Below are 21,539 nucleotides of genomic sequence, written 5' to 3' on the forward strand. Positions count from 1 at the left end.
TTCAATCCATAAATAAAATACCTTTATTTTAATAAAAGTGATAGAGTTTTATCTATGATAAAACTCGTAACTTTCTGTGAGCATCACTATATCATTTGCCAGTGTTCAGCAATACTAGTTTTATATCTATTAATCGCTATATATAGGAGAATCACCCTTGAACCAAGCGACGCTGCACCAGTTAAAGGTGTTCGAGGCGGCGGCACGGCACAGTAGCTTTACTCGTGCTGCTGAAGAATTGTTTCTCACCCAACCTACCGTTTCTATGCAGATCAAGCAACTCACAAAATCGGTAGGGTTGCCATTATTTGAGCAAGTGGGGAAGCGATTATATCTGACGGAAGCAGGACGGGAATTATTTGCTACTTGTCGGCAGATTTTTCACAATATAGCCCAGTATGAAATGAAGGTGGCAGATTTAAAAGGGCTAAAGCAGGGACAATTACGTTTGGCAGTGATTACAACAGCAAAATATTTTATCCCACGTTTGTTAGGGCCATTTTGCGAACTTTATCCAGGGATTGATATCTCGCTGCAAGTCACAAATCACGAACAAATTTTAGAACGGATGAGTCAAAATTTGGATGACTTATATATTATGAGTCAAATTCCAGACAATATCGATGTGACTTGTGAACCATTTCTAGAAAATCCTTTGATAGTCTTTGCACCGACTAATCATCCTTTATCCAAAGAAAAAAATATTCCTATACAACGCCTGTCTAACGAACCTTTTATTATGCGGGAACCAGGTTCAGGAACTCGTCGCGCCGTCCAAAAGCTATTTGAAGAAGAAGGGGTAGTAGTAAAAGTCAAGCTAGAATTGGGAAGTAACGAAGCAATTAAACAAGCGATCGCAGGTGGTTTAGGAATTTCTGTTTTATCCCGTCATACCTTACTATCAGACGCTTCAGAGTTCAGCATTTTAGATGTGCAACACTTCCCCATTCAGCGGCATTGGTACATGGTTTATCCATCTGGCAAACAGCTATCTATCGTCGCTCGTGCCTATTATGAGTATCTACTAGAGGCGGCAAAGAATTTTGTCGAGCAAAAAGCTGATACTGCTCATAGCACGTTTGAACCAATTCACGGATAAGATAATTCGTAATTTGTAATTTGTAATTACGAATTACGAATTACAAATTACGAATTTTCTAAAGGGGTTGACTGTTAGACCGATAAACATTGACAATTAACCAGCAGAATCATTAAAAATGGGGGAAAACTGGCAGTGGTTAACCCGGAAATACCATCTTGGCGCAAAACAGTACAAAGCGAGATTGTAGCTGTTACCGTGTATGCTGACAGAGCATTGGTTACACGGCGAGGTGTAGTTGATTTAACAGGAATTGAACAGGAATTAGTAATTACCCCAGTGCCAATGACTCTAGAAACTGAGTCTATCAGGGTTAGCGGTACAGGTACAGTAGGGGTACGCTTGATGGGAGTTAGTAGCGATCGCATCTACACTACTGAACCTGTAGTGGAGCGAGTAGCACATTTGACAAGGCAAATTCAGCAATTAGAAGCAGAAAAACGCCACCTGCAAGCTCAAGTAGATGCTTTAGCATTGCAATCTAGTTTTATCGCTGGCTTACGTGAAAAAACAGAAGAACCCTTTTCACAGAGTTTGTCTCGGAAAAATCTCAGCCTCAGCGAAACTTTGGATTTTTTGAACTTTCTTGGAAGCCAGTATAGTGAATATGCGATCGCATCTGGAGAGTGCAAAACTCAACAGCAGGAGTTAGACAAACAACTGCAAGCACTCCACACCTCATTGCAAATAATCCAAACACCCCATCCTAAAGAAAGTTTTAGCTTAGTTGTAGCAGTTGAAGTCGCGGGTGAAGGTGAATTTGAATTAGAGGTGTCTTACATCGTAAATCGTGCTAGCTGGAATCCCCTTTATGACTTGCGCTTTAGCACTACCAGCGAGATTGTGCATCTGAGCTACCTTGCAGAAATCACTCAAAGCACTGGCGAAGATTGGATTGGTGCAAATCTCACCCTTTCTACCGCTAAACCAGGATTAGGTACACTTCCACCCAAACTTGAACCCTGGTATATTGATACCCCACTTCCCCAAAGAGTGCGACAACGATTTGGTGCCCAGCCACCACTACTGCCTAGCATACCAGAACCACCTGCTTCTGCTGCCAGAGCAGATTGGCAAGAACAAGACGAAGGTGCAGAGGATAGTCTAATCGCAGCAGAAACCGTTACAGCAGAAGTATCCAAAGAAGGGAGTGTAGTTACCTTTAAACTGAATAGTGGTGGTAACATTCCTAGTGATGGCGCACCTCATAAAACTACGATTTTCAATGATGATTATCCTTGTAGCTTCGATTATGTAGCAATGCCGCGCTTGGTAAGTTTTGCTTATCTACAAGCGAATGTGAAAAATAGTCCCAACGGTGCAACTTTGTTATCAGGCGAAGCGAATATTTTCCGCGACAACGTTTTTATTGGGACAACTCAGTTAGAAAATATTGCACCAGGGCAAGAATTCAAACTGAACTTAGGAATTGACGAAGGTTTAAAAATTGAGCGCGACTTAGTTGAGCGCCTGGTAGATAAAAGATTAATTAGCAACCAGCGCCGGATTACTTATAGTTATCGGTTGATTGTTACTAACTTACTAGAGAAAGAAGTAAATCTAAAATTAACTGAACAATTGCCAGTTAGCCGCAACGAGCAAATTAAAGTACGTCTCAGTCGCAGCAACCCACAAATTCAACTCGGTGAAATGGGGATTTTAGAATGGCTGTTAACTCTTCCAGCCCAAGAGCGACGAGAGATATATTATCAGTTTAATGTTGAACACCCGCCCGACTTAATGGTAATTGGGTTAGAAATTTAAATTATAGATATTTTAAATCGGAGAGATAGCTGAATGGGATGTCTGACGAGAATATGCTGCGCCTTCAAGAACCTTTGGAAGCTATATTATAAGCAATTGAACTTGTGTGATGCCTCTGCATGAACAGCGATCATCCAATTAAAATATTGTTTTTAGCATCCGATCCTAGTGATGCTTCCCGCCTACGCTTGGGGCAAGAGTTGCGAGATATTCAGGAAAGACTGCAACTTGGAAAATACCGAGAGAAGTTTTTACTAGAGCAACGAATGTCACTGCGTCCACGCGATATCAGTCAAGCACTACTGGATTTTGAGCCTCATATTGTACATTTTTCTGGTCATGGTACAAACACTGGTGAGCTTTGTTTGGAAGATGAATTAGGAAAAATTCAGTCTGTGCCACCCGATGCTTTAGCAGCATTGTTTGCACTTGTAGATGAACAAGTCAATTGTGTAGTCTTGAATGCTTGTCATTCAGAAACTCAGGCAAAAGCAATTTCTCAGCACATCAATTTCATTATTGGTATGAATCAAGCAATTGGGGATAAGGCTGCGATCGCATTTGCTGTTGGATTTTACAAAGCACTTGCTGCAAACCGCTCAATTGATAAAGCTTACAAGTTTGGCTGTGTAGAGATTCAAATAGAAGGTATTCCAGAACATTTAACCCCAGTTCTTTACGAAAAAAAAAACAGGTAAAGAATAACCCAGAACCTGTTAAATATATATTTGTATTGAGCGCCACTATTGATGAAGTTAACAAGCCACTAGCAGAAGCTATTATTGCCCATTTGCGTCAAATTTCCGGAGATGCATCTTTGACACTACAGAGAATTGAGACAGGCAGCGTAAAGTTAGTTTTGGAAGGCTCCCAAGAAGGAATGGAGAAGATTTTGGCTCTGTTCAGAGAAGGGAAACTGACTGAAATATTGGGTATTCCTGTCCAGAATGTGCAGGTTGTAGGTTCTTCAAAGCAGGAAACTGCTACCCCACAATTTAGAGTATTCACCACAAACTTAGAGCAAAAGGAAACTATTGTAGAGTATGCAGGCTCGAGGAGCCAGGAAATCACCACTCTCAAACAGGGTTCCAGGGAGGGCAATCTTGTTATAACAACGGATGTAGAAAAACTGGCTCTAGATTGGCAAAAGCGCTTGGCTGTCGAATGTCCAGACTACAATGAAGCCGCGAGGCAAAGCATTATTCTCTGGCTGTTGGGATCTGACTCAAAATGGTTTGATGTATTTAACCCAAAGGAACTTGATATCGCCAAACAAGCGATGGAATATCGCTGGAGGATTTTATGTCAACGCTACTTGGGGCTGGGGCGAGAACGTGCTTATCGCAACTTGATAACCCGATTGGGGAGTTTAGTAACATTACGGAATAAGATTCAGACTTGGGTTTCCCTCAGCCGCGATCGCCAGCGCAGTGTGATGGATGTGTTACAAGAAGTACTCCAAGAATTACTCCAAAACGACAGCCAGATGCAACAGCAAATGGCTGATATTGCCAAATATACAACCGATAGAAGATTGGGAGATGCTCTGCTATTTGCCAGTTTAGAAGAATATTGTTTGCGGCCAGTACGGAATCAACCTCTATTAGCTTACCGATTTGTGAATTATTTGCGTCGCACTCAGCGCGGTGGTTTAACCCAAGTGCCAGGGCGTGATTTGGTTCGACTAGTCTCAGAAGAAGTTCTCACAGACGACAGTGACAATCGAGTTAACTTAGTCGATAGTCAGGTGATCGCAGAATATATTGAAGCACAACAACTAGAGGAACAACAAGGGCTGCGCCAGTCAGTACAAAAAGAATTTGAAGATTATTTACAAGAAAATCTGGGAACAGATGCAGTGGAATGGCTACGACTCTATCTGCAAGGTAAGTCCCAGGAAGATATCGCCCAGAAACTGAATAAGCAGACTAAAGAGGTATATCGACTACGAGAAAAAATTAGTTATCATGCTGTGCGTGTTTTTGCCCTCAAAGGTAAACCAGAACTCGTGGAAAGTTGGCTCTCAATTTCCTTGCAAGAACATAACTTGGGGTTAACACAAAACCAATGGGAGCAACTTGATGAAAAATTGACTCCTCTGGGGCGGCAGATTTTAGCTTTGCGGAAAGCGGGTAACTCAATAGAAGCCATAGCTCAACAGTTAAAACTCAAAACCCATCAAGTGCTAGGCGAATGGACGAAAGTCTATCTGACAGCCCAAGCTTTAAGAAGCTAAAAGTAAGCCAGCACTTATTGACACTTTTTGTCAAATTATTATATACAAGCTTGGCTAAAGGTTTTTTCTTTCCTTTTCCCCTTAACCCAATACAGCTGAGTTAAGCATTTTTTCTTCTCTCAGTCTTCTCTGCACCTCTGTGGTAGTCTGCGGCAATCCGCTTTGCATCTACGTTAAAAAAATTGACTTTGACAAACAAAAGATTTTAGCCTTAACCCAAGCGTATTGTCCCTTAACCGACAAATCTTGAGGGGTATCTGGCTTTGGCAGACTCGAATCACTTTGCCAGAATCTGCGATCGCAGATAAGTCAGTTTTATATTTACCATCAGTATTTTTTTGTCAAGTCTTATTGACGATTTGTAACAAAACCGTTATATTTAGTTACATAAAATAACAAAACAAAGAAAAGAAAAAACTATGTACACCACCACTAACGAAGAAGGCATTCTCAACAACTACGCAGCAGAACCCAAGATGTACTACGCTGAGTACCCAGCAATTTGGGAACAACGTAAATACGTTTTACAGGGTCTTTTTGCAACTTTAATCGTCACCGCTTTAGTTTTGGTTGGTTTGAGTGTTAGCTAAGATTTTTTGATTTCGGTATCGCTGTATCTCATGGTTAATCTCACTTCTCGACTTTACCTCGGCTAATTTAGCCGGGGTTTTTTGTGTGTGTTTTATGCATTCCAAAGTGCGAGTTGTATATTGCGTTTTAAAATAACAGCATTACGCCTGACAACAAACCAGTGGTCAGCCATAAAATAAGGACAAATCAATAAAAAGGGGTGTTTATGGCAACCCAACTCGGTGAAGCTAAATCTTCAATAGAACTGGTAATATCTTGGGAAGCATTACCCGCAGATTTTCACCTAGAGGATGAACCAGTGGAAAATATAGGTCAGCCACTATTGGCTGGTGCTTTGCGCGAAAGCCTTGAAATAAGTGGTTTCATCCAACCGCAGATGTTAATAGCTTCAAATTTTGGACTTTGTGCGACGATAAACGGGCAATTTATAGCTAAAGCACCCGACTGGGTTTATGTGCCATCGGTAAATCAGGTTTTAGGAGAACGCAAAAGCTATACACCTAATTTAGATGGAGATATTCCAGCAATTGTGATGGAATTTCTATCTGATACTGAGGGTGGAGAATACTCTTTTAAGCGAACCTATCCACCAGGAAAATGGTTTTTTTACGAGCAGATTCTTCAAGTCCCAATTTATGTAATTTTTGACCCAAATGGCGGTTTGTTAGAATTTTACCAACTCGAAAACAGGCGCTACGAGTTAAAGCAACCTGATGAAAATGGTCGTCATTGGATTGATTCAATGGGTTTATTTCTGGGAACTTGGCAAGGAACAAAAGAAGCCAGAACTGGTTATTGGTTGCGCTGGTGGGATGAGGGAGGTAATTTGTTACTTTGGGCAGTGGAACAAATTGAACAGGAACGCCAGCAAAAAGAACGGCTAATTGCCTATCTACAATCTCAAGGTATCGATCCAAATAATTTGCCTTAGCATATACAAATAAAATTTTCAAGTATTTGAGTGACTCAGTTTAAGCAAATAAGTGCTACAACCGTTACGTCTATTAAGGAGTGGGGCATCATACAGAAATTCAAGTACAGGTGAAAAAGCTACTCGCAAAGAAAAAGCACGAGAGGAAAAAAATAGGTTTTTGCTGAATCAAAAACTAGAATTATTCGTCATTTAAACTATCAATTCCCTACTTAATTTCTCCTGGAGGATGATTTATGTCATCACAAATGCTGCGGTTGATATCTTTGGGCAGTCTTGGCTTATCTTTGTGTCTGGGCAATTCGGCAGCAATGGCGCAATATGATTCTACTAGCGATGGTGTAGTAGTACCAACAGTACCATCAGGTGGCACATCAGCACCAGTTCCAATAGACACATCGACAGGTGTACCACCTTCACCCTCGGCTGATGGTACAACTCGGTTTACCTGTCAAACTTATAATGGACAGTACACTGTCATGTATCAGCCACAAAGTCAACCAGGACAATTCTTTCCTTGGGCAGCACCTGCGGCTTTAGGTGGTGGTTGGGACGCACAAAGGCGTTGTACAGCAATTGCCAGTCGCTTGGAACTTTATCGCCCAGATGGTTTACAAGAACTTCAGACATCCGTAGAAAATAACGAAAATACTGTCTGCGTCACAACTGAAGCTAATGCAACCTGTAGAATTGTGCTGACAGTCCCCCGTGGAAAAGATCCTGTTGTTATCCGCAATAGCATTTTTCAGAACTTGACTACTGCTGATAGTGGACAACAGACTATAGCCGTTAACACTTATGGCGATCGCAGTAGTGGAGGCAACGAATTATATAATTTAGGACGCACACTTCTAGGCGGTAGCAATAATCGGGTTAGTTCATCTAGAAGTGGGATTAATTTGAAACCTTTCCTCGATCGTCAAGATGGTGGTACTGGAAACAATTTGCGGAGTGGAGTAGCAATTCGTCGTCAGTCTCAACCTAACAGTGTTCGTCTCAGCCCTGGTAAGTTCCGGTAAGCAAGAGTGGCTTTTAATACAAAATGACTTTCAAATAAAAAATATCCAATTACTTATTGTGGGGCGGACATCTTGTCCGTCTTTTTTTATGGGCATAAAATTGCTGCCTCCTGGACTTCTTCGAGATGTCGAGGATCTAAATCCAGCTGTATATTATTTATTCTTTTAACCTTTTGCTAGCAGTTTCTTAACGTTGCTGAGATAACTTGAGGTTGTTGAATATGGATTAATACTAGTAAAATACGTAGTTTTTTTGACTACAAAATAGTTTTTATTGATAGTGATATTGCGATTGTCAATGTGACTTGATTATGTATGCAAATTATTGCTGAACATCAGCTTTTCAGGCGATTTTCAAACAATACAAAATAAATTGAAGGAGACGTTATTAATGGCTTTGACACAAGGCGATATTGCTTTTATCTCTTTCAATGCCGATGAAGATGGCTGGTCTATTGTCACATTTGTAGATATAGATCCGAATACAACTATTTATTTCAGTGACGGCACAGCTTCGAGTCCAACCGCCATTGGTAGCACTGAATCTTCGTTTGTATGGAATACCGGATCTCAGACAATTGCCGCTGGTACTGTAGTTCGCTTTAGTGCAATTGACAGCACGAGTCGCGCATCATCTATTGGTACATTTACAGTTGTTAACTCCAGCAACCTGGGACTCAGTGCAACTGCTGAAACTGTTTATGCGTTTTTGGGAAATAGTAGCACTGCCCCAACTACAATCCTGACTGCCGTCTCCAGTGAGGCGAATAACAACAGTTTGGCTACTGTTGGGCTAACTGATGGAGTTAATGCGATCAAACTTACCAGTAGCACTGATTATGGTCAGTATACTGGTTCCCGTACTGGAGAAGCCAGTTTTGTCAACTATAAAGCGTTGGTTAACAACAGTGCTAATTGGACAGTTGATGTCGGAGGGGACGGGGCGACGGTAATTCCTAACACCACAAACTTGGCGATCGCTGATAACGATATTGCGACCAACAATAACTCTAGCATTTTGCAGAAAATTGGCAGCTTCACCAGTACTAATGGAGCCGAAATATCCGCCTTTGATTCAGGAAGCGATCGCTTATTTGTCGTTGCTGGCAGCATAGTTGAAATTTATAATGTCAGCAATACAGGGACGCTAACCTTAGCTGGTTCTTTGACAACAGGATTTACCCCTCCCGCAGGGACACAAGCTATTCCCAACAGCGTTGCGGTGAAAAATGGTATTGTCGCAGTCGCCTACGCCATCCAAAATACCAGTACAAACGCCCAACAGACAGGACAGGTGAGTTTCTACAATGCCGCCGGCACATTCTTGAACTCGGTTGAAGTGGGTGCATTACCCGATATGCTTACCTTTACGCCCGATGGCACGAAGGTATTAGTAGCAAATGAGGGAGAACCCAACAGCTACGGGCAAGTAAATTCAGTAGATCCTGAAGGTTCAGTCAGTATTATTAACATTGCTGGTGGCGTGGCGAATGCAACTGTTGCCCAAGCCTCATTTACGAGCTTCAATAGCCAGATCGCTACACTCAAAGCCGCAGGTGTACGGATTACTGGCCCCGGCTCGACGGTGGCACAAGACTTAGAACCAGAGTACATTGCTGTATCTCCAGACGGTCAAACTGCACGGATTACCTTGCAAGAAAATAATGCGATCGCTATTCTGGATATTGCCAGCGCCACCATCACTGCCATTTTGCCTCTGGGTGCGAAAAATTACAATCTTCCAGGTAACGGATTGGATGCTAGCGATCGCGACCTAACCAGCAGTAGTGGTAAAATTAACATTCAGAATTGGCCGGTGTTTGGGTTATATCAACCCGATGCGATCGCTAGCTTCACCGCCAACGGACAGACTTACTACATCACCGCCAACGAAGGAGATTCCCGCGACTACACTGGTTTTAGCGAGGAAATCCGGGTAGGCGCAAATGGATATGTTTTAGATCCAACAGTTTTCCCGAATGCGGCTACCCTAAAGCAAAATACCAACCTGGGGCGATTAACCGTTACAAATGCCACAGGAGACACGGACGGAGACGGAGATTTCGATCGCATTGAAGCATTTGGGGGACGTTCCTTTTCGATTTGGAATGCCAGCGGCAATCAGATATTCGACAGTGGCGACCAATTTGAACAAATCACCGCAACCAAAGTACCAACCCTGTTTAACTCAGATGGTGCGGCTGACACCTTTGACACCCGCAGTGATAACAAAGGCCCTGAACCGGAAGGCGTGGCGATCGGAGTCATCAACAACCGCACCTATGCTTTTATTGGTTTAGAACGCACTGGCGATGTCATCGTTTACGAAGTGACAAATCCCGACAAGCCAAGTTTTGTTCAATATATTAACACTCCCGAAGATACTGCGATCGAAGGGTTAACCTTTGTCTCGGCGGCTGACAGTCCCACAGGCAAGCCTTTGTTAGTTACTACAGCCGAAGTCAGCAAGACGGTTGCGGTGTTTGAAGTAACTCCATCTGTTCGGATTAGCGACATTCAGGGAACGGGACATATCTCATCCTTTAGAAATCAGACTGTCAGCAATATAGCGGGAATTGTCACAGTGAAAGCGAGTAACGGTTTTTACTTGCAAGACCCCACTCCAGACAGCGACGATCGCACTTCTGAAGGTATTTTCATCTTCACCTCATCAGCGCCAACCGTATCCGTCGGCGATTCGGTATTAGTCAGTGGAACAGTTACAGAGTTTCGTCCTGGCAACGATGTCAATAATTTAACCAAAACACAAATCACCACTCCCACAATTGTTAACGTTTCTAGTGGCAATGCCCTACCCACTACTACAATCCTTGGTAATGGTGGTAGAACAATCCCGACAACAGTAATCGATAACGACACGATCGCTAATATTGAAACTGGAACAACCACCTTCGATCCTGTCCAGGATGGCATCGACTTCTATGAAAGCTTAGAAGGAATGCTGGTACAGGTGAATAACCCAATTACCACTTCACCCACTGCAAACTTTGGCACATCAGAGGAAATTTGGGTATTAGCAGACAATGGCGCAAATGCCACAGGTAGAACGGTTCGCGGTGGTAGCCTGATTAGTGCTTCAGACTTCAATCCTGAACGGATTCAAATTGACGATCTCAACAATTCCTTAGTGTTACCTGAAGTTAATGTTGGTACGCAACTTAGCAATATTGTCGGTGTAGTTGACTACAGCTTTAACAACTATGAAGTTTTAGTATCGGCTGCTCCCACAGTAGTACAGAACAGTAACATTCAAAAAGAAGTCACTAACCTAACTCCCAGCACTAACCAACTGACGATCGCTACCTACAACGTCGAAAACCTCGATCCAGGTGACGATCCAACCAAATTTAACAACCTGGCTAACCGCATTGTTAATAATCTCAAATCACCAGATATCATTAGTCTCGAAGAAATTCAGGACAATAACGGTGCAACAAATGATAGCGTCGTTGATGCCAGCACTACCTTCCAAAAGTTAATTGATACAATTACTGCTGCTGGTGGCCCCACCTATCAATATCGCCAAATTAACCCAGTAGACGATACGAACGGCGGTGAACCTGGGGGAAATATCCGGGTGGGTTTCTTATTTAATCCCAATCGTGTCAACTTTGTAGATCGCCCTGGCGGTACTTCCACCACCAGCACCACAGTTACCAATGTCTCTGGTGTTCCTACAGTTTCTAATAGTCCTGGTTTAATCGACCCCACCAACTCCGCCTTTACCAGCAGTCGTAAGCCGTTAGTAGGTGAATTTACTTTCAATGGTGAAACTGTTTATGTAATTGGCAACCACTTTAATTCTAAAGGTGGCGACCAACCATTATTTGGGCCGAATCAACCACCAACTCTCAGTAGTGAAACCCAGCGCCAGCAACAAGCTACCCTGGTGAAAAACTTTGTTGAGAGTATTTTAGCGATCGCTCCCAATGCCAATGTCGTAGTGGCGGGTGACTTAAATGACTTTGAGTTTTCCAACCCCGTCAGCACCCTAGAAAGTGCTGGGCTAAATTCCTTAATTGAAACTCTGCCGCAAAATGAGCGTTACACCTACAACTTTGAAGGTAACGCCCAAACCCTTGACCACGTTTTAGTTAGTAACAACTTGCTCAATAAGCTGGATGGTTATGATGTAGTTCACATCAACTCAGAGTTTGCCGACCAGGATAGCGATCATGACCCTAGCGTGGCTCGGTTTAATCTCCCTAAAAACAATGCTCCTACGGTAGTACAACCGATTGACGACCAAATTATCTCTACTAATAAAGCTTTTTCTTTCAATATCAGTAACAAATTTGCTGATGTAGATCCAGGTGACACCCTGACTTACAGTGCTACAGGTTTACCTACTGGTTCTAGTATCGTTGCCAACACAGGTGTGATATCCGGCACTATCTCCCAAATCGGCATTTTCGCAGTCACAGTTACCGCTGCTGATGGTAAAGGTGGTAATGTTAGCGATACCTTTGACTTGACTGTTGCCAATAACAAGGCAACATCTGGCAACGACATCATCTTTGTCAGCGAACTTACTGGTTTGAACAAATACATAGTCAATGCTCTAGCAGGGAGCGATCGCGTCATCGGCACTAATACCAGTGAATTAATCGACGGTGGAGCAGGCAATGATTACCTGGATGGCAAGGGAGGCATAGATGTACTTCTGGGCGGCGATGGCAATGACACCATCTTAGGTGGACTTGGCAGTGACGGACTTTCTGGGGGTAATGGCAATGACCGCTTAGTTGGTTGGGGCGGTGGCACAAACGAAATCGATCTCCTCAACGGCGAACAAGGTACAGATACTTACGTTTTAGGTGATGCCACTTCAGCTTTCTATACCAGTTCTCGCAACAATGATTATGCCGATATTCTCAACTTTCAAGCAAGCGATCGGATTCAACTTAAGGGAGTTGCTAACAATTACTCACTAGGGTCAGTTAGATCGGCTGTAGGCATTTTCACCAACAATGGAACGGAATTAATTGCTGTTGTGGAAAACGGGTTAAACCGCAATACAAATTTGGCAACAGATACTCATTTCGTCTTTATTTAACGCAGATTTAATCGAACTCCGACAACTCTTGTGTACTCTGCGCCTCTGCGGTTCCCTATTCCCAATTTTCAAAGCAGTCTCATGTCTAGAATCTATCTCAGAATTAAACATGGTAACAACTAATACAATTCGCTTTTCTCAATTCAACGCTTCTTTGAATCGTAATGCCGAAGGTCAGTTAGTCAGCGATTTGTCTACCCCTGACAACGCTCAAGCAAAGGCTGTTGCAGAAATTATCCAGCGTAATAACCCGGATGTGTTGCTAATTAACGAGTTTGACTACTCCCCGGAGGCAGTTCAACTATTCCGGCAAAATTACCTAGCCGTTAGCCAGAATGGTACAACACCCGTTGACTACCCCTACTTCTACATCGCTCCTTCAAATACAGGTATTGCCTCTGGTTTTGACTTGAACAACAATGGTACAGCAGTTACAACCCCAGGTGCAGCAGGATACGGCGATGATGCTTTCGGATTCGGGAATTTCCCTGGTCAATACGGGATGTTGCTGTTGTCCAAATATCCCATCGACACAGCCAACATCCGCACCTTCCAAAATTTTCTGTGGAAGGATATGCCCAATGCTTTGCTTCCTGACGATCCGACAACACCACAGCCAAATGATTGGTATTCTCAGGAGGAATTGGCAGTTCTACGCCTTTCTTCTAAAAGTCACTGGGATATACCCATCCAAGTAAACGGTGAGACAATTCACATCCTCGCCAGCCATCCCACACCCCCAACCTTTGATGGTGCAGAAGACCGCAACGGTAAGCGCAACCACGACGAGATCCGTTTTTGGGCAGACTATATTACCCCTGGTAATGGTAATTACATTTATGATGATGAGGATAAAACAGGCGGTATTGCTGCTGGGTCCAGCTTTGTGATTGTGGGCGATCAAAATGCAGATCCGTTAGATGGTGATAGTTTTGACAACGCTATTCGCCAACTGTTGCAAAATCCCAATATCAATACTAATGTTATTCCTACCAGTCTGGGTGCGCGCCAACAAGCAGACTTACAAGCTGGTGCAAACATTAGCCAAAATGGTAATCCTAGCTTTGACACCGCAGACTTTGCTGATACGACTCCCGGAAACCTGCGGACTGACTATGTGCTACCTTCCGCTAACTTGACAATTGCCAATTCAGGAGTATTTTGGCCACTGAATACCGATCCAACATTTTCCCCAGTTGGTACTTTTCCATTCCCCAGTTCTGACCATCGCTTAGTGTTCGCAGATGTGCAAGCTGGGCCAACTGAAGCAGGTAAAACCATTCCTAATCTAGGATTTTTGGGACAAACTACCTTTGTCACTGGCTTTATTCCTACTGGTGCGGCGGGAACGGTAAATGGGGTACAAACTCCAGTGGGTGGATTATCTGGTGTCACCTATGATGCTGCGAATAACCGCTACTACGCAATCTCAGACGATCGCTCCCAAGTTGCCCCTGCCCGCTTTTATACCTTCACCACCGACCCAAGTACTATTTCTACGACGGGAGTGACTTTTACCAATGTCACACCTCTGAAAGATACCAGTGGCAAATTCTTTGCACTCAATAGCCTTGACCCAGAAGGCATTGCTTTAACCAATAATGGGACAGTCTTTATATCTTCAGAGGGCGAAGTTAATCCTGGTGCAGGTCGCGTTAGCAATCCTTTTATTAAAGAATTTTCCTTGACAACAGGGCAAGAAGTGCGATCGCTACCTGTCCCCAGCAAATTCCTACCAGTAGTTGAAGATACCAACAACAACAATATTGTTGATGCAGGTGACACGCAGACATCAGGTGTTTACAATAACTTAGCCTTTGAAAGCCTCACCATTACACCCGACCAGAAAACCCTATTCACCGCCACCGAAAACGCTTTGTCTCAAGATGGATTAAAGGCTTCGCTCACCAGTGGTAGCCCTTCCCGGATTCTGCAATACAATCTGGTTACTGGACAACCAGAAAAAGAATACCTCTATATCACCGATGCGATTCCCAAAGCGCCCAACCCTAGCACCGGTTCAGCTGACAATGGTTTGGCAGACTTATTAGCAATAGATAATCGTGGCACTTTCCTAGCGTTAGAACGTTCTTTTGCTCAAGGTGTAGGCAACACCATCAAAATCTACGAAGTTTCTTTGCAAGGTGCAACTGACATTAGTTTCTACGATTCTCTAAATAATTTGAGTGCTGAACAATTAGCAGCGATCAAACCCGCTCAAAAGCGCTTACTGTTGAATTTAACTGACCTGAATCTGCCTACTGATGCAAACCACCCGATTACAGGAGTGGATAACATTGAGGGTATTGCCTTCGGCCCCAAACTAGCAGATGGTCGTCAGTCGATTGTGCTGGTGAGTGACAACAACTTTGGTAGCACCCAATATACCCAAATTCTTACCTTGGGTGCAGACTTAGTTCCGACGGCTGCACCCACATTAGAAACTCGTCCTGCTTTATTTGACGATGAAGATCCAGCACTACCTGCTGTAGATCAAAATGCTGATGCTGATGACCCTGCTATTTATGTTAATGCCACAAATTCTGCCGACAGTCTAGTACTAACCTCAGTTAAAAATGCTGGATTGCGAGTTTATGATTTGTCTGGTAATTTGTTGCAAACAGTTAATCCTGGTGACATTCGCTACAACAACATTGACCTACAATACGGTTTTAAATTAGGCAATCAATCTATTGATATTGCCGTAGCTAGCGATCGCCAAAATGATAAACTAGCAATCTTCAAAATTAACCCCAACCCCACCACCCCCGGACAATACTTGGAAGATATCACCGATAGCAATATTGCTACTATCTTCCAAACATCACCTTTTGAACCTCCCTATTCTGCATCAACTCGCAGTTCTTACGGGCTTACCTTATACCGTAGCCCCGTAACTAATGATTACTATGTCTTTACCAGTCGGCGAGAAACTGGAGATATAGCTCAGTTTAAACTGATTGACAAAGGTAATGGCACAATTGGCGCGGAACTGGTGCGGGAGTTCACCATCCCTTCACCCACCACAGCAGAACGTTCCCCCCAAACAGAGGGTATGGTGGTTGACCAAGAAACAGGCTTTCTCTACATAGCCCAAGAAGATGTAGGCATCTGGAAATTCCAGGCAGAACCGGACGGTGGCACAACAGGCAAGCTGATTGATCGCGTTCGTTTTGAGGGTGGTTCTCACCTCACCGATGATGCCGAAGGATTGACCATCTACTATGGCAAAAACGGCACAGGCTACTTACTAGCATCCAGCCAAGGCGATAGCACCTTTGTAGCCTACACTCGTGAAGGTAACAACGAATACGTGGGTAACTTTGCCATTGGTAATAATGGGCCAATTGACAGCGTACAAGAGTCAGATGGTGCTGATGTCATTAACGTACCACTGGGGCCTAACTTTCCATTTGGTTTATTTGTTACCCAAGATGGCTCCAATGAACCTGCCAAGACCATCGATGGCGAAAATGTCAGTTCTAACTTTAAGCTGGTGCCTTGGGAAAATATAGCCAATGCCTTCCCCAATTCTCTAAATATCGACACTACTAGTTACGATCCGCGCAATCCTGTTGCTCAACCCAAGCTGACTATCTATGAATTTGAAAACCTACCCAAGTTAGGAACAACCTCTGAAAATCAAGATATTTTCTTGGGTGGTTTTTCTGGGTTGTATTTCCAAGGGTTTGCAGCAAATGGAAACCTGAAATTTGTCACCAACACAGATCGTGGCCCCAATGGAGAACCTGATGGTGTTAAAAGACCATTTTTATTACCCGACTTCCAACCAGAAATAGTCAGTTTTGAACTCAACCGCACCACAGGCGAAATCAGCATTACCAACAGAACAGAACTATTCCGCCAAGATGGAACGACCCCATTAACGGGACTGCCTAACTTGCAAGCTGTAGGAAACGGTTTAGCCTACACAGATGAAATTGCTGTTGACTTAGACAACAAGGTTCTAGCTAACGATCCTTTAGGTGCTGACTTAGAAGGAATTGTAGTTGCAGAAAATGGAGATTACTGGTTGGTGGATGAGTACCGTCCGGCGATTTACCACTTTGACACTAATGGTAAGTTGATTGACCGCTTTATTCCCAAAGGAACTGCCACAGCACCCAACCCAGATCAACCTTCGGGAACTTTTGGCACTGAGGTATTGCCAGCAGTTTATGCCCAACGCCGCAATAACCGAGGATTTGAAGCTGTAGCCTTAGAAGGTAACAAATTATATGCCTTTATCCAGAGTCCAATTGATAATCCAGATGTCGCCAATGATGCGACTTCCAAAGCTTCTCTCAATCTCCGAATTCTAGAGTTTGATATTGTCAGCAAACAGGTAACAGGAGAATATTTATATCGCCTAGAAGGTTTACCAGGAACCGATAAGATTGGCGATGCAGTTTCTTTGGGTAACGGCAAATTTGCAGTAGTTGAGCGAGATGACAATGGTACATCTGCTGGCAATAAACTAATTTACCAAATTGATTTAGCTGGCGCGACCAACATCAACAACCCTGCTAACTTTACCTTGCCAGTTGGTAAAACTATTGAACAACTTACCTCTGCGGAGTTAGCTGCTGCTAATATTACGCTTGTCAGCAAGAGTTTGGTTGCTAATGCTGCTCAGTTGGGTTACACCGGGGTGGAAAAATTAGAAGGTCTAGCATTGGTAGCACCCAATACTCTAGCCTTGATTAATGACAATGACTTCAACATTACAGGTAATACGGCTGCGGAAAAACTCGGCATTCTTGAACTACCCAATAATCTGACAACTGCACAGCCTACTTTCCCCGATAGCTTTGGTTCTAGTAACAGCGATAATGTTACAGTTCAGCCAGGAAAAACATTCTTTGCAGGTGACGGAGCAGATTTTGTAGAGGGTACTGAAGACAACACAATCGAGGCTGGGAACGGTTATGACACTGTGCTTGTAGGCAGTAACTCCTCAGTATCTGGGGGAGACGGTGACGATCAAGTTGTAATTGGTCAAAATGGCCCGGCTGAAAATACTAATGCTGATGGTGGCAATGGTAATGATGTTATTACCGTAGTGGAAGCTAGTGGTAGTAATAATAATTTATTTGGGGCGGCAGGTGATGATAATCTCACAGTAATTGAAGGTTCTCGTCAATCATTATTCGGTGGCTCAGGTAACGACACCTTGACGAGTAATGGTAGCAATAACCGTCTTTACGGCGGTTCTGGAGATGACAAACTCTTCTCTAATGTCAATGACTCCCTGTTTGGTGGCGATGGTGATGATGTGCTATTTGCTGGGCAACAGGGTGGCGATCGCCTCAGTGGTGGTACTGGTGTCGATCAATTCTGGATTGCTAACGCCAGTTTGCCAACTAGCAAGAACATTGTGACTGATTTTACAGTTGGCATTGATAAAATCGGGCTGGGCGGTATTGGTGTTACTCAGTTTAATGCCCTGACACTATTGCAACAGGGTGATGATACCATCGTGAAAATCGGAAATGCCGAGTTAGTCTCATTCCTAGGAATTACATCAAATACTCTCACAGCAAATGACTTTGTTTTCTCTGGCAGTGTTGTAGGTTAATTTGTTCGCCTAGTCTGATTGTTACAGCTTCATTACACAGCAAAAGTTAATGAAGCTGTACTAAATGATTGCAAAAACCCTTATTTATAAAGTTCTCCCGCAACCTACGGATGCGTAGACGCGTTCGCCTTTGGCGTAATTACTCAATTTTTATTTAGTCTATCATCCCATATTTCTGCTCAATCAAACTCAACAGTCTGTTTTCAAACGGGGTCAAATGCGATCGCTTCAACTCTCCCAAACATTTCTAGGACTTACGCACGGGTAACGGAAAACGAACCACAGAGGGCGCAGAGTTCACGGAGGAATGAGAGTTTGAGAGGGTTTTTGCGTAAGTCCTAATTTTAAAAATCCTTCGATTGGCGCTTCTCAGTTTCGATTATGCTTTTTGTATTCGGCACGCAAAACATTTAAAAGCTTGCTGTCCTGAAAGATTGTCATAGTACTTTTGGTCAATCAAGACATTAGCTGCTTCATAGTATGGTGTGCCTAAATCTTGAGCCATTTTTTGTTGGGAACCAAACCAATTAGGCACAAAAATAGTATCTTCTCGAATTCCCTGCCAAAGCAATGCTGTGCCTTTGATCGATCCTCTGGGACTTTCGACAATAATCTCATCACCATTTTCAATACCAGCAGTTTGCGCGGTTTTTGGGTGAATTTGTACTAAGCGAACACCATTTTTTTGCTTGCCTGTGTAAGTCCAGTGAGTAACGGAATGAAAATGAACTACGCTAGATCTACCAGTCGTCCCCATTAGTGGGTACTTTTTATGTATTTCACTAGTCGAAAGTTTTCCCAACTTCACATTGTGAGTCAGTGCGTGGGGATTCACCGGATTTTTTACTAGTTCTGCTAGATACTCGATTGTCGGATTTCTACCTGTAACTTCAGGGTGGGTATAGAAAATAGGTAATGCAGAGTGTCCTGCTTTGGTCAACTGCTTTTGTAACTGTGAAGTGTAGATTTCCACTTTTCCACTAGGAGTTAGAAATCGCTTACCAATATTATCAACATTGAGGCTTTCTGCGGCCTGATACCAAGAGGGATGATCCAGATAAAGAGTGCTGACACCTGGATGAGCTACTGTTGGGCAAGGCCAACGTAAGGGTTCGGTGCGTTCACTCAGCCTTTGTTGAGTCATACCAGCCATTCCTGGAGTGTTTGCCACAAAAGTTGCCCACAGATGGCGGTAGTCTTTCCAAGAAAAAGGAAAGTTGTCCTGCCAGTATTGTGGTGGATTACGTTTGTCTAATTTAGCTGTGGCGTGTGCTAATTCAATCCAAATGTGCCAATCTGGTTTCGATTCGCCTACAGGAGGAACTACTTGTTGTTGCCAACGAATCGCCCTGTCATCTCGTCGCATATAGACAGTTTCCATCTCAAAACCACTAGTGACGGGCAAGATGATGTCGGCATAATAAGCCGATTCCTCCATAAATAATCCCGTGTAAACATAAAATTCTAATTGGCGGTAAGCCTGTTGTACTTTAGTTGTGTTGGAACAAGCTAGCAGAGGATTGCCTTGAGTTATGAGTGCTTTGAGTCGATAAGGTTGACCTGAGATGATAGCTTCGGCAAAATAATCTGGCCCAACTGGTAAAGCTATATCTTTTTGAGGAATCTTGCCTTGAATCGGTGGTAGATTTAATCCCCCAGGCCAAGTATTGTGCATGAAATTGCAGCCACCACCAGGAATACCAATATTGCCTGTAATCGCCGCTAAGAATGCTAGACAGCGGTAAGTATCAAAAGCATTCAGTTGATGAGAAATACCTGCATTGCAGAAAATAGCAGCAGGCTTGGTTTGAGCATAAGTTTCAGCTAGAAATTTGATTTTTGATACTGGAACATCCGTAATTTCTGCCGCCCATTCTGGTGTGTAATTATTGCTCTTAAGAAGTTGTTTAAGTTCTTCAAAACCCAGCACCCACTTTTGTACAAAAGCAGCATCATATAAGTTCTGAGTAACTATGTGGTAAAGCATTGCTAAGACTAAAGCCAAGTCTGTGTGTGGTTTGGGTGCAATCCACTCATCAGCTTGCGCTCCAGTGGGAGTTAAGCGTGGGTCGATGACTATTAATTTGGCTTTGGTTTTCGCTCGGCTTCTCAAAAGGTAAGTAAAGGTAACAGGATGAGTTTCTGCTTGATTCGTACCCAAAAACAGCAAGAATTTAGCCGAGCCTAAGTCTTCTTTTTTAGTCGCACCATCAATCCCGTAACCGTTGGTAAAATTGCCTAATCCAAATGTCCAGGCTAAGGCATTGCCACCGGCATCGTTGCATACAGGCCCGACATCAGTATCGTTGGGACTGCCCAACAAATTGAAATAGCGTCCGACCAAAGAACCTGTACCTCGTGGTAATCTACCAGAAGTTTTATTCGCGATCGCTCTAGCTTCTCCTGCATCTCTAAGTGCCAAAAACCTGCCCGCAATAATTGAAAGAGCTTCATCCCAAGAAATCTGCTCAAATTGTGAATCTGGCGAACCTTTCTCTCCTGCAACTCGCTTCATCGGGTATTTTAGCCGAAAGCGATTGTAGACTAGCTCAGTCATCATTGGCCCCTTGATGCAAAACCCACCAGCCTGTACTGGATCGTCCGGTTCACCTAAGACATCTACGATCCGTCCGTCTTTGACATGAACTTTCAGACGACACAGAGAATTACAAAATTGGCAAGCACTATTAACAATCTTGTCTGGCTGTAAGGCTGCTGATTTCTCGGTCAAGTCAAATTCAGTGCTTTGAGAAGGAATCTCCCCGCACTGCCCTTCACTTGTAGCATCTGCTGCATCTGCCACATCTTTTTTTAGTAACTCAACTCCAGTAACCGCAGCTGTGCTAATGGCTACTCCTTGGAGGAAACTACGTCGTGAGGTCTTTTTCCTGCCCTTTGATGTCATGGAGATAGTCTCCTTATATTTCGCACTGACTACAGCTTTTCACAAAAACATAGCAAAGTCGGCTTTTTATTAAAAACTAAATACTTGGGCAATTTTATCACTAACACAGAAGTGCAAAAAAATTATTTATATCATCAGAAATATGCACAAAATTTTTGACAACACATTAAGCAAAAGATTGCAATACAACATTTCTTAACCAGTCCACAATTTTTTCACAACTTTTGCTATGTATGTTAATTAATATGCAATTAATTTTGTTAATTTTGATACCTTAATCCTCTAGTGAGATGTCAATTATAGTGGTTGATATTTAATAGTTCAGACTCAACAAGTTTA

10 protein-coding genes and 1 pseudogene are annotated in these 21,539 nt (G+C 43.1%); 10 read left to right on the top strand and 1 reads right to left on the bottom strand.

Going from position 1 to position 21,539, the window contains the following annotated elements:
- The first annotated feature begins 157 nt into the window (after nt 1-157).
- The 10 genes and pseudogenes from V7K61_RS29275 (at nt 158) to V7K61_RS29320 (ending at nt 18,295) form a co-directional block, all read left to right on the top strand.
- Nucleotides 158-1,099, top strand: coding sequence for a LysR family transcriptional regulator (locus V7K61_RS29275; protein WP_335058990.1), 942 nt, complete (start codon nt 158-160; stop codon nt 1,097-1,099).
- Between the two features lie 135 nt (nt 1,100-1,234).
- Nucleotides 1,235-2,863: a mucoidy inhibitor MuiA family protein gene (locus V7K61_RS29280; protein ID WP_335058992.1), complete on the top strand. Its 1,629-nt coding sequence runs from the start codon at nt 1,235-1,237 to the stop codon at nt 2,861-2,863.
- A gap of 119 nt (nt 2,864-2,982) precedes the next feature.
- Nucleotides 2,983-3,561: a CHAT domain-containing protein gene (locus V7K61_RS29285; protein WP_335058994.1), complete on the top strand. Its 579-nt coding sequence runs from the start codon at nt 2,983-2,985 to the stop codon at nt 3,559-3,561.
- A 35-nt stretch (nt 3,562-3,596) separates the two neighbouring features.
- A pseudogene (locus V7K61_RS29290) lies at nt 3,597-3,806 on the top strand (hypothetical protein); the annotation flags it as partial.
- Between the two features lie 123 nt (nt 3,807-3,929).
- Nucleotides 3,930-5,099 carry a HetZ-related protein 2 gene (locus V7K61_RS29295; RefSeq protein WP_335059104.1) on the top strand — a complete coding sequence of 390 codons (1,170 nt, stop codon included), beginning with the start codon at nt 3,930-3,932 and terminating at the stop codon, nt 5,097-5,099.
- 419 nt (nt 5,100-5,518) lie between these two features.
- Nucleotides 5,519-5,689 carry a photosystem II assembly protein Psb34 gene (gene psb34, locus V7K61_RS29300; protein ID WP_334842080.1) on the top strand — a complete coding sequence of 57 codons (171 nt, stop codon included), beginning with the start codon at nt 5,519-5,521 and terminating at the stop codon, nt 5,687-5,689.
- A 206-nt stretch (nt 5,690-5,895) separates the two neighbouring features.
- A complete protein-coding gene (locus V7K61_RS29305; protein ID WP_335058996.1) occupies nt 5,896-6,621 on the top strand; it encodes a Uma2 family endonuclease in 726 nt (241 codons plus the stop codon).
- Nucleotides 6,622-6,857: 236 nt separating this feature from the next.
- The gene (locus tag V7K61_RS29310) at nt 6,858-7,640 is read left to right on the top strand and encodes a COP23 domain-containing protein (RefSeq protein ID WP_335058998.1); all 783 of its coding nucleotides are present in this window, start codon (nt 6,858-6,860) and stop codon (nt 7,638-7,640) included.
- A 391-nt stretch (nt 7,641-8,031) separates the two neighbouring features.
- The gene (locus V7K61_RS29315) at nt 8,032-12,717 is read left to right on the top strand and encodes a choice-of-anchor I family protein (protein WP_335059000.1); all 4,686 of its coding nucleotides are present in this window, start codon (nt 8,032-8,034) and stop codon (nt 12,715-12,717) included.
- Between the two features lie 109 nt (nt 12,718-12,826).
- A complete protein-coding gene (locus V7K61_RS29320; RefSeq protein WP_335059002.1) occupies nt 12,827-18,295 on the top strand; it encodes a phytase in 5,469 nt (1,822 codons plus the stop codon).
- A gap of 379 nt (nt 18,296-18,674) precedes the next feature.
- Here V7K61_RS29320 and V7K61_RS29325 read toward each other — a convergent pair whose 3' ends face one another.
- Nucleotides 18,675-21,200 carry a molybdopterin-containing oxidoreductase family protein gene (locus V7K61_RS29325; protein ID WP_335059004.1) on the bottom strand — a complete coding sequence of 842 codons (2,526 nt, stop codon included), beginning with the start codon at nt 21,198-21,200 and terminating at the stop codon, nt 18,675-18,677.
- Nucleotides 21,201-21,539: the final 339 nt, after the last annotated feature.

It is taken from the genome of Nostoc sp. (assembly GCF_036918015.1).
GTDB lineage: Bacteria > Cyanobacteriota > Cyanobacteriia > Cyanobacteriales > Nostocaceae > Nostoc.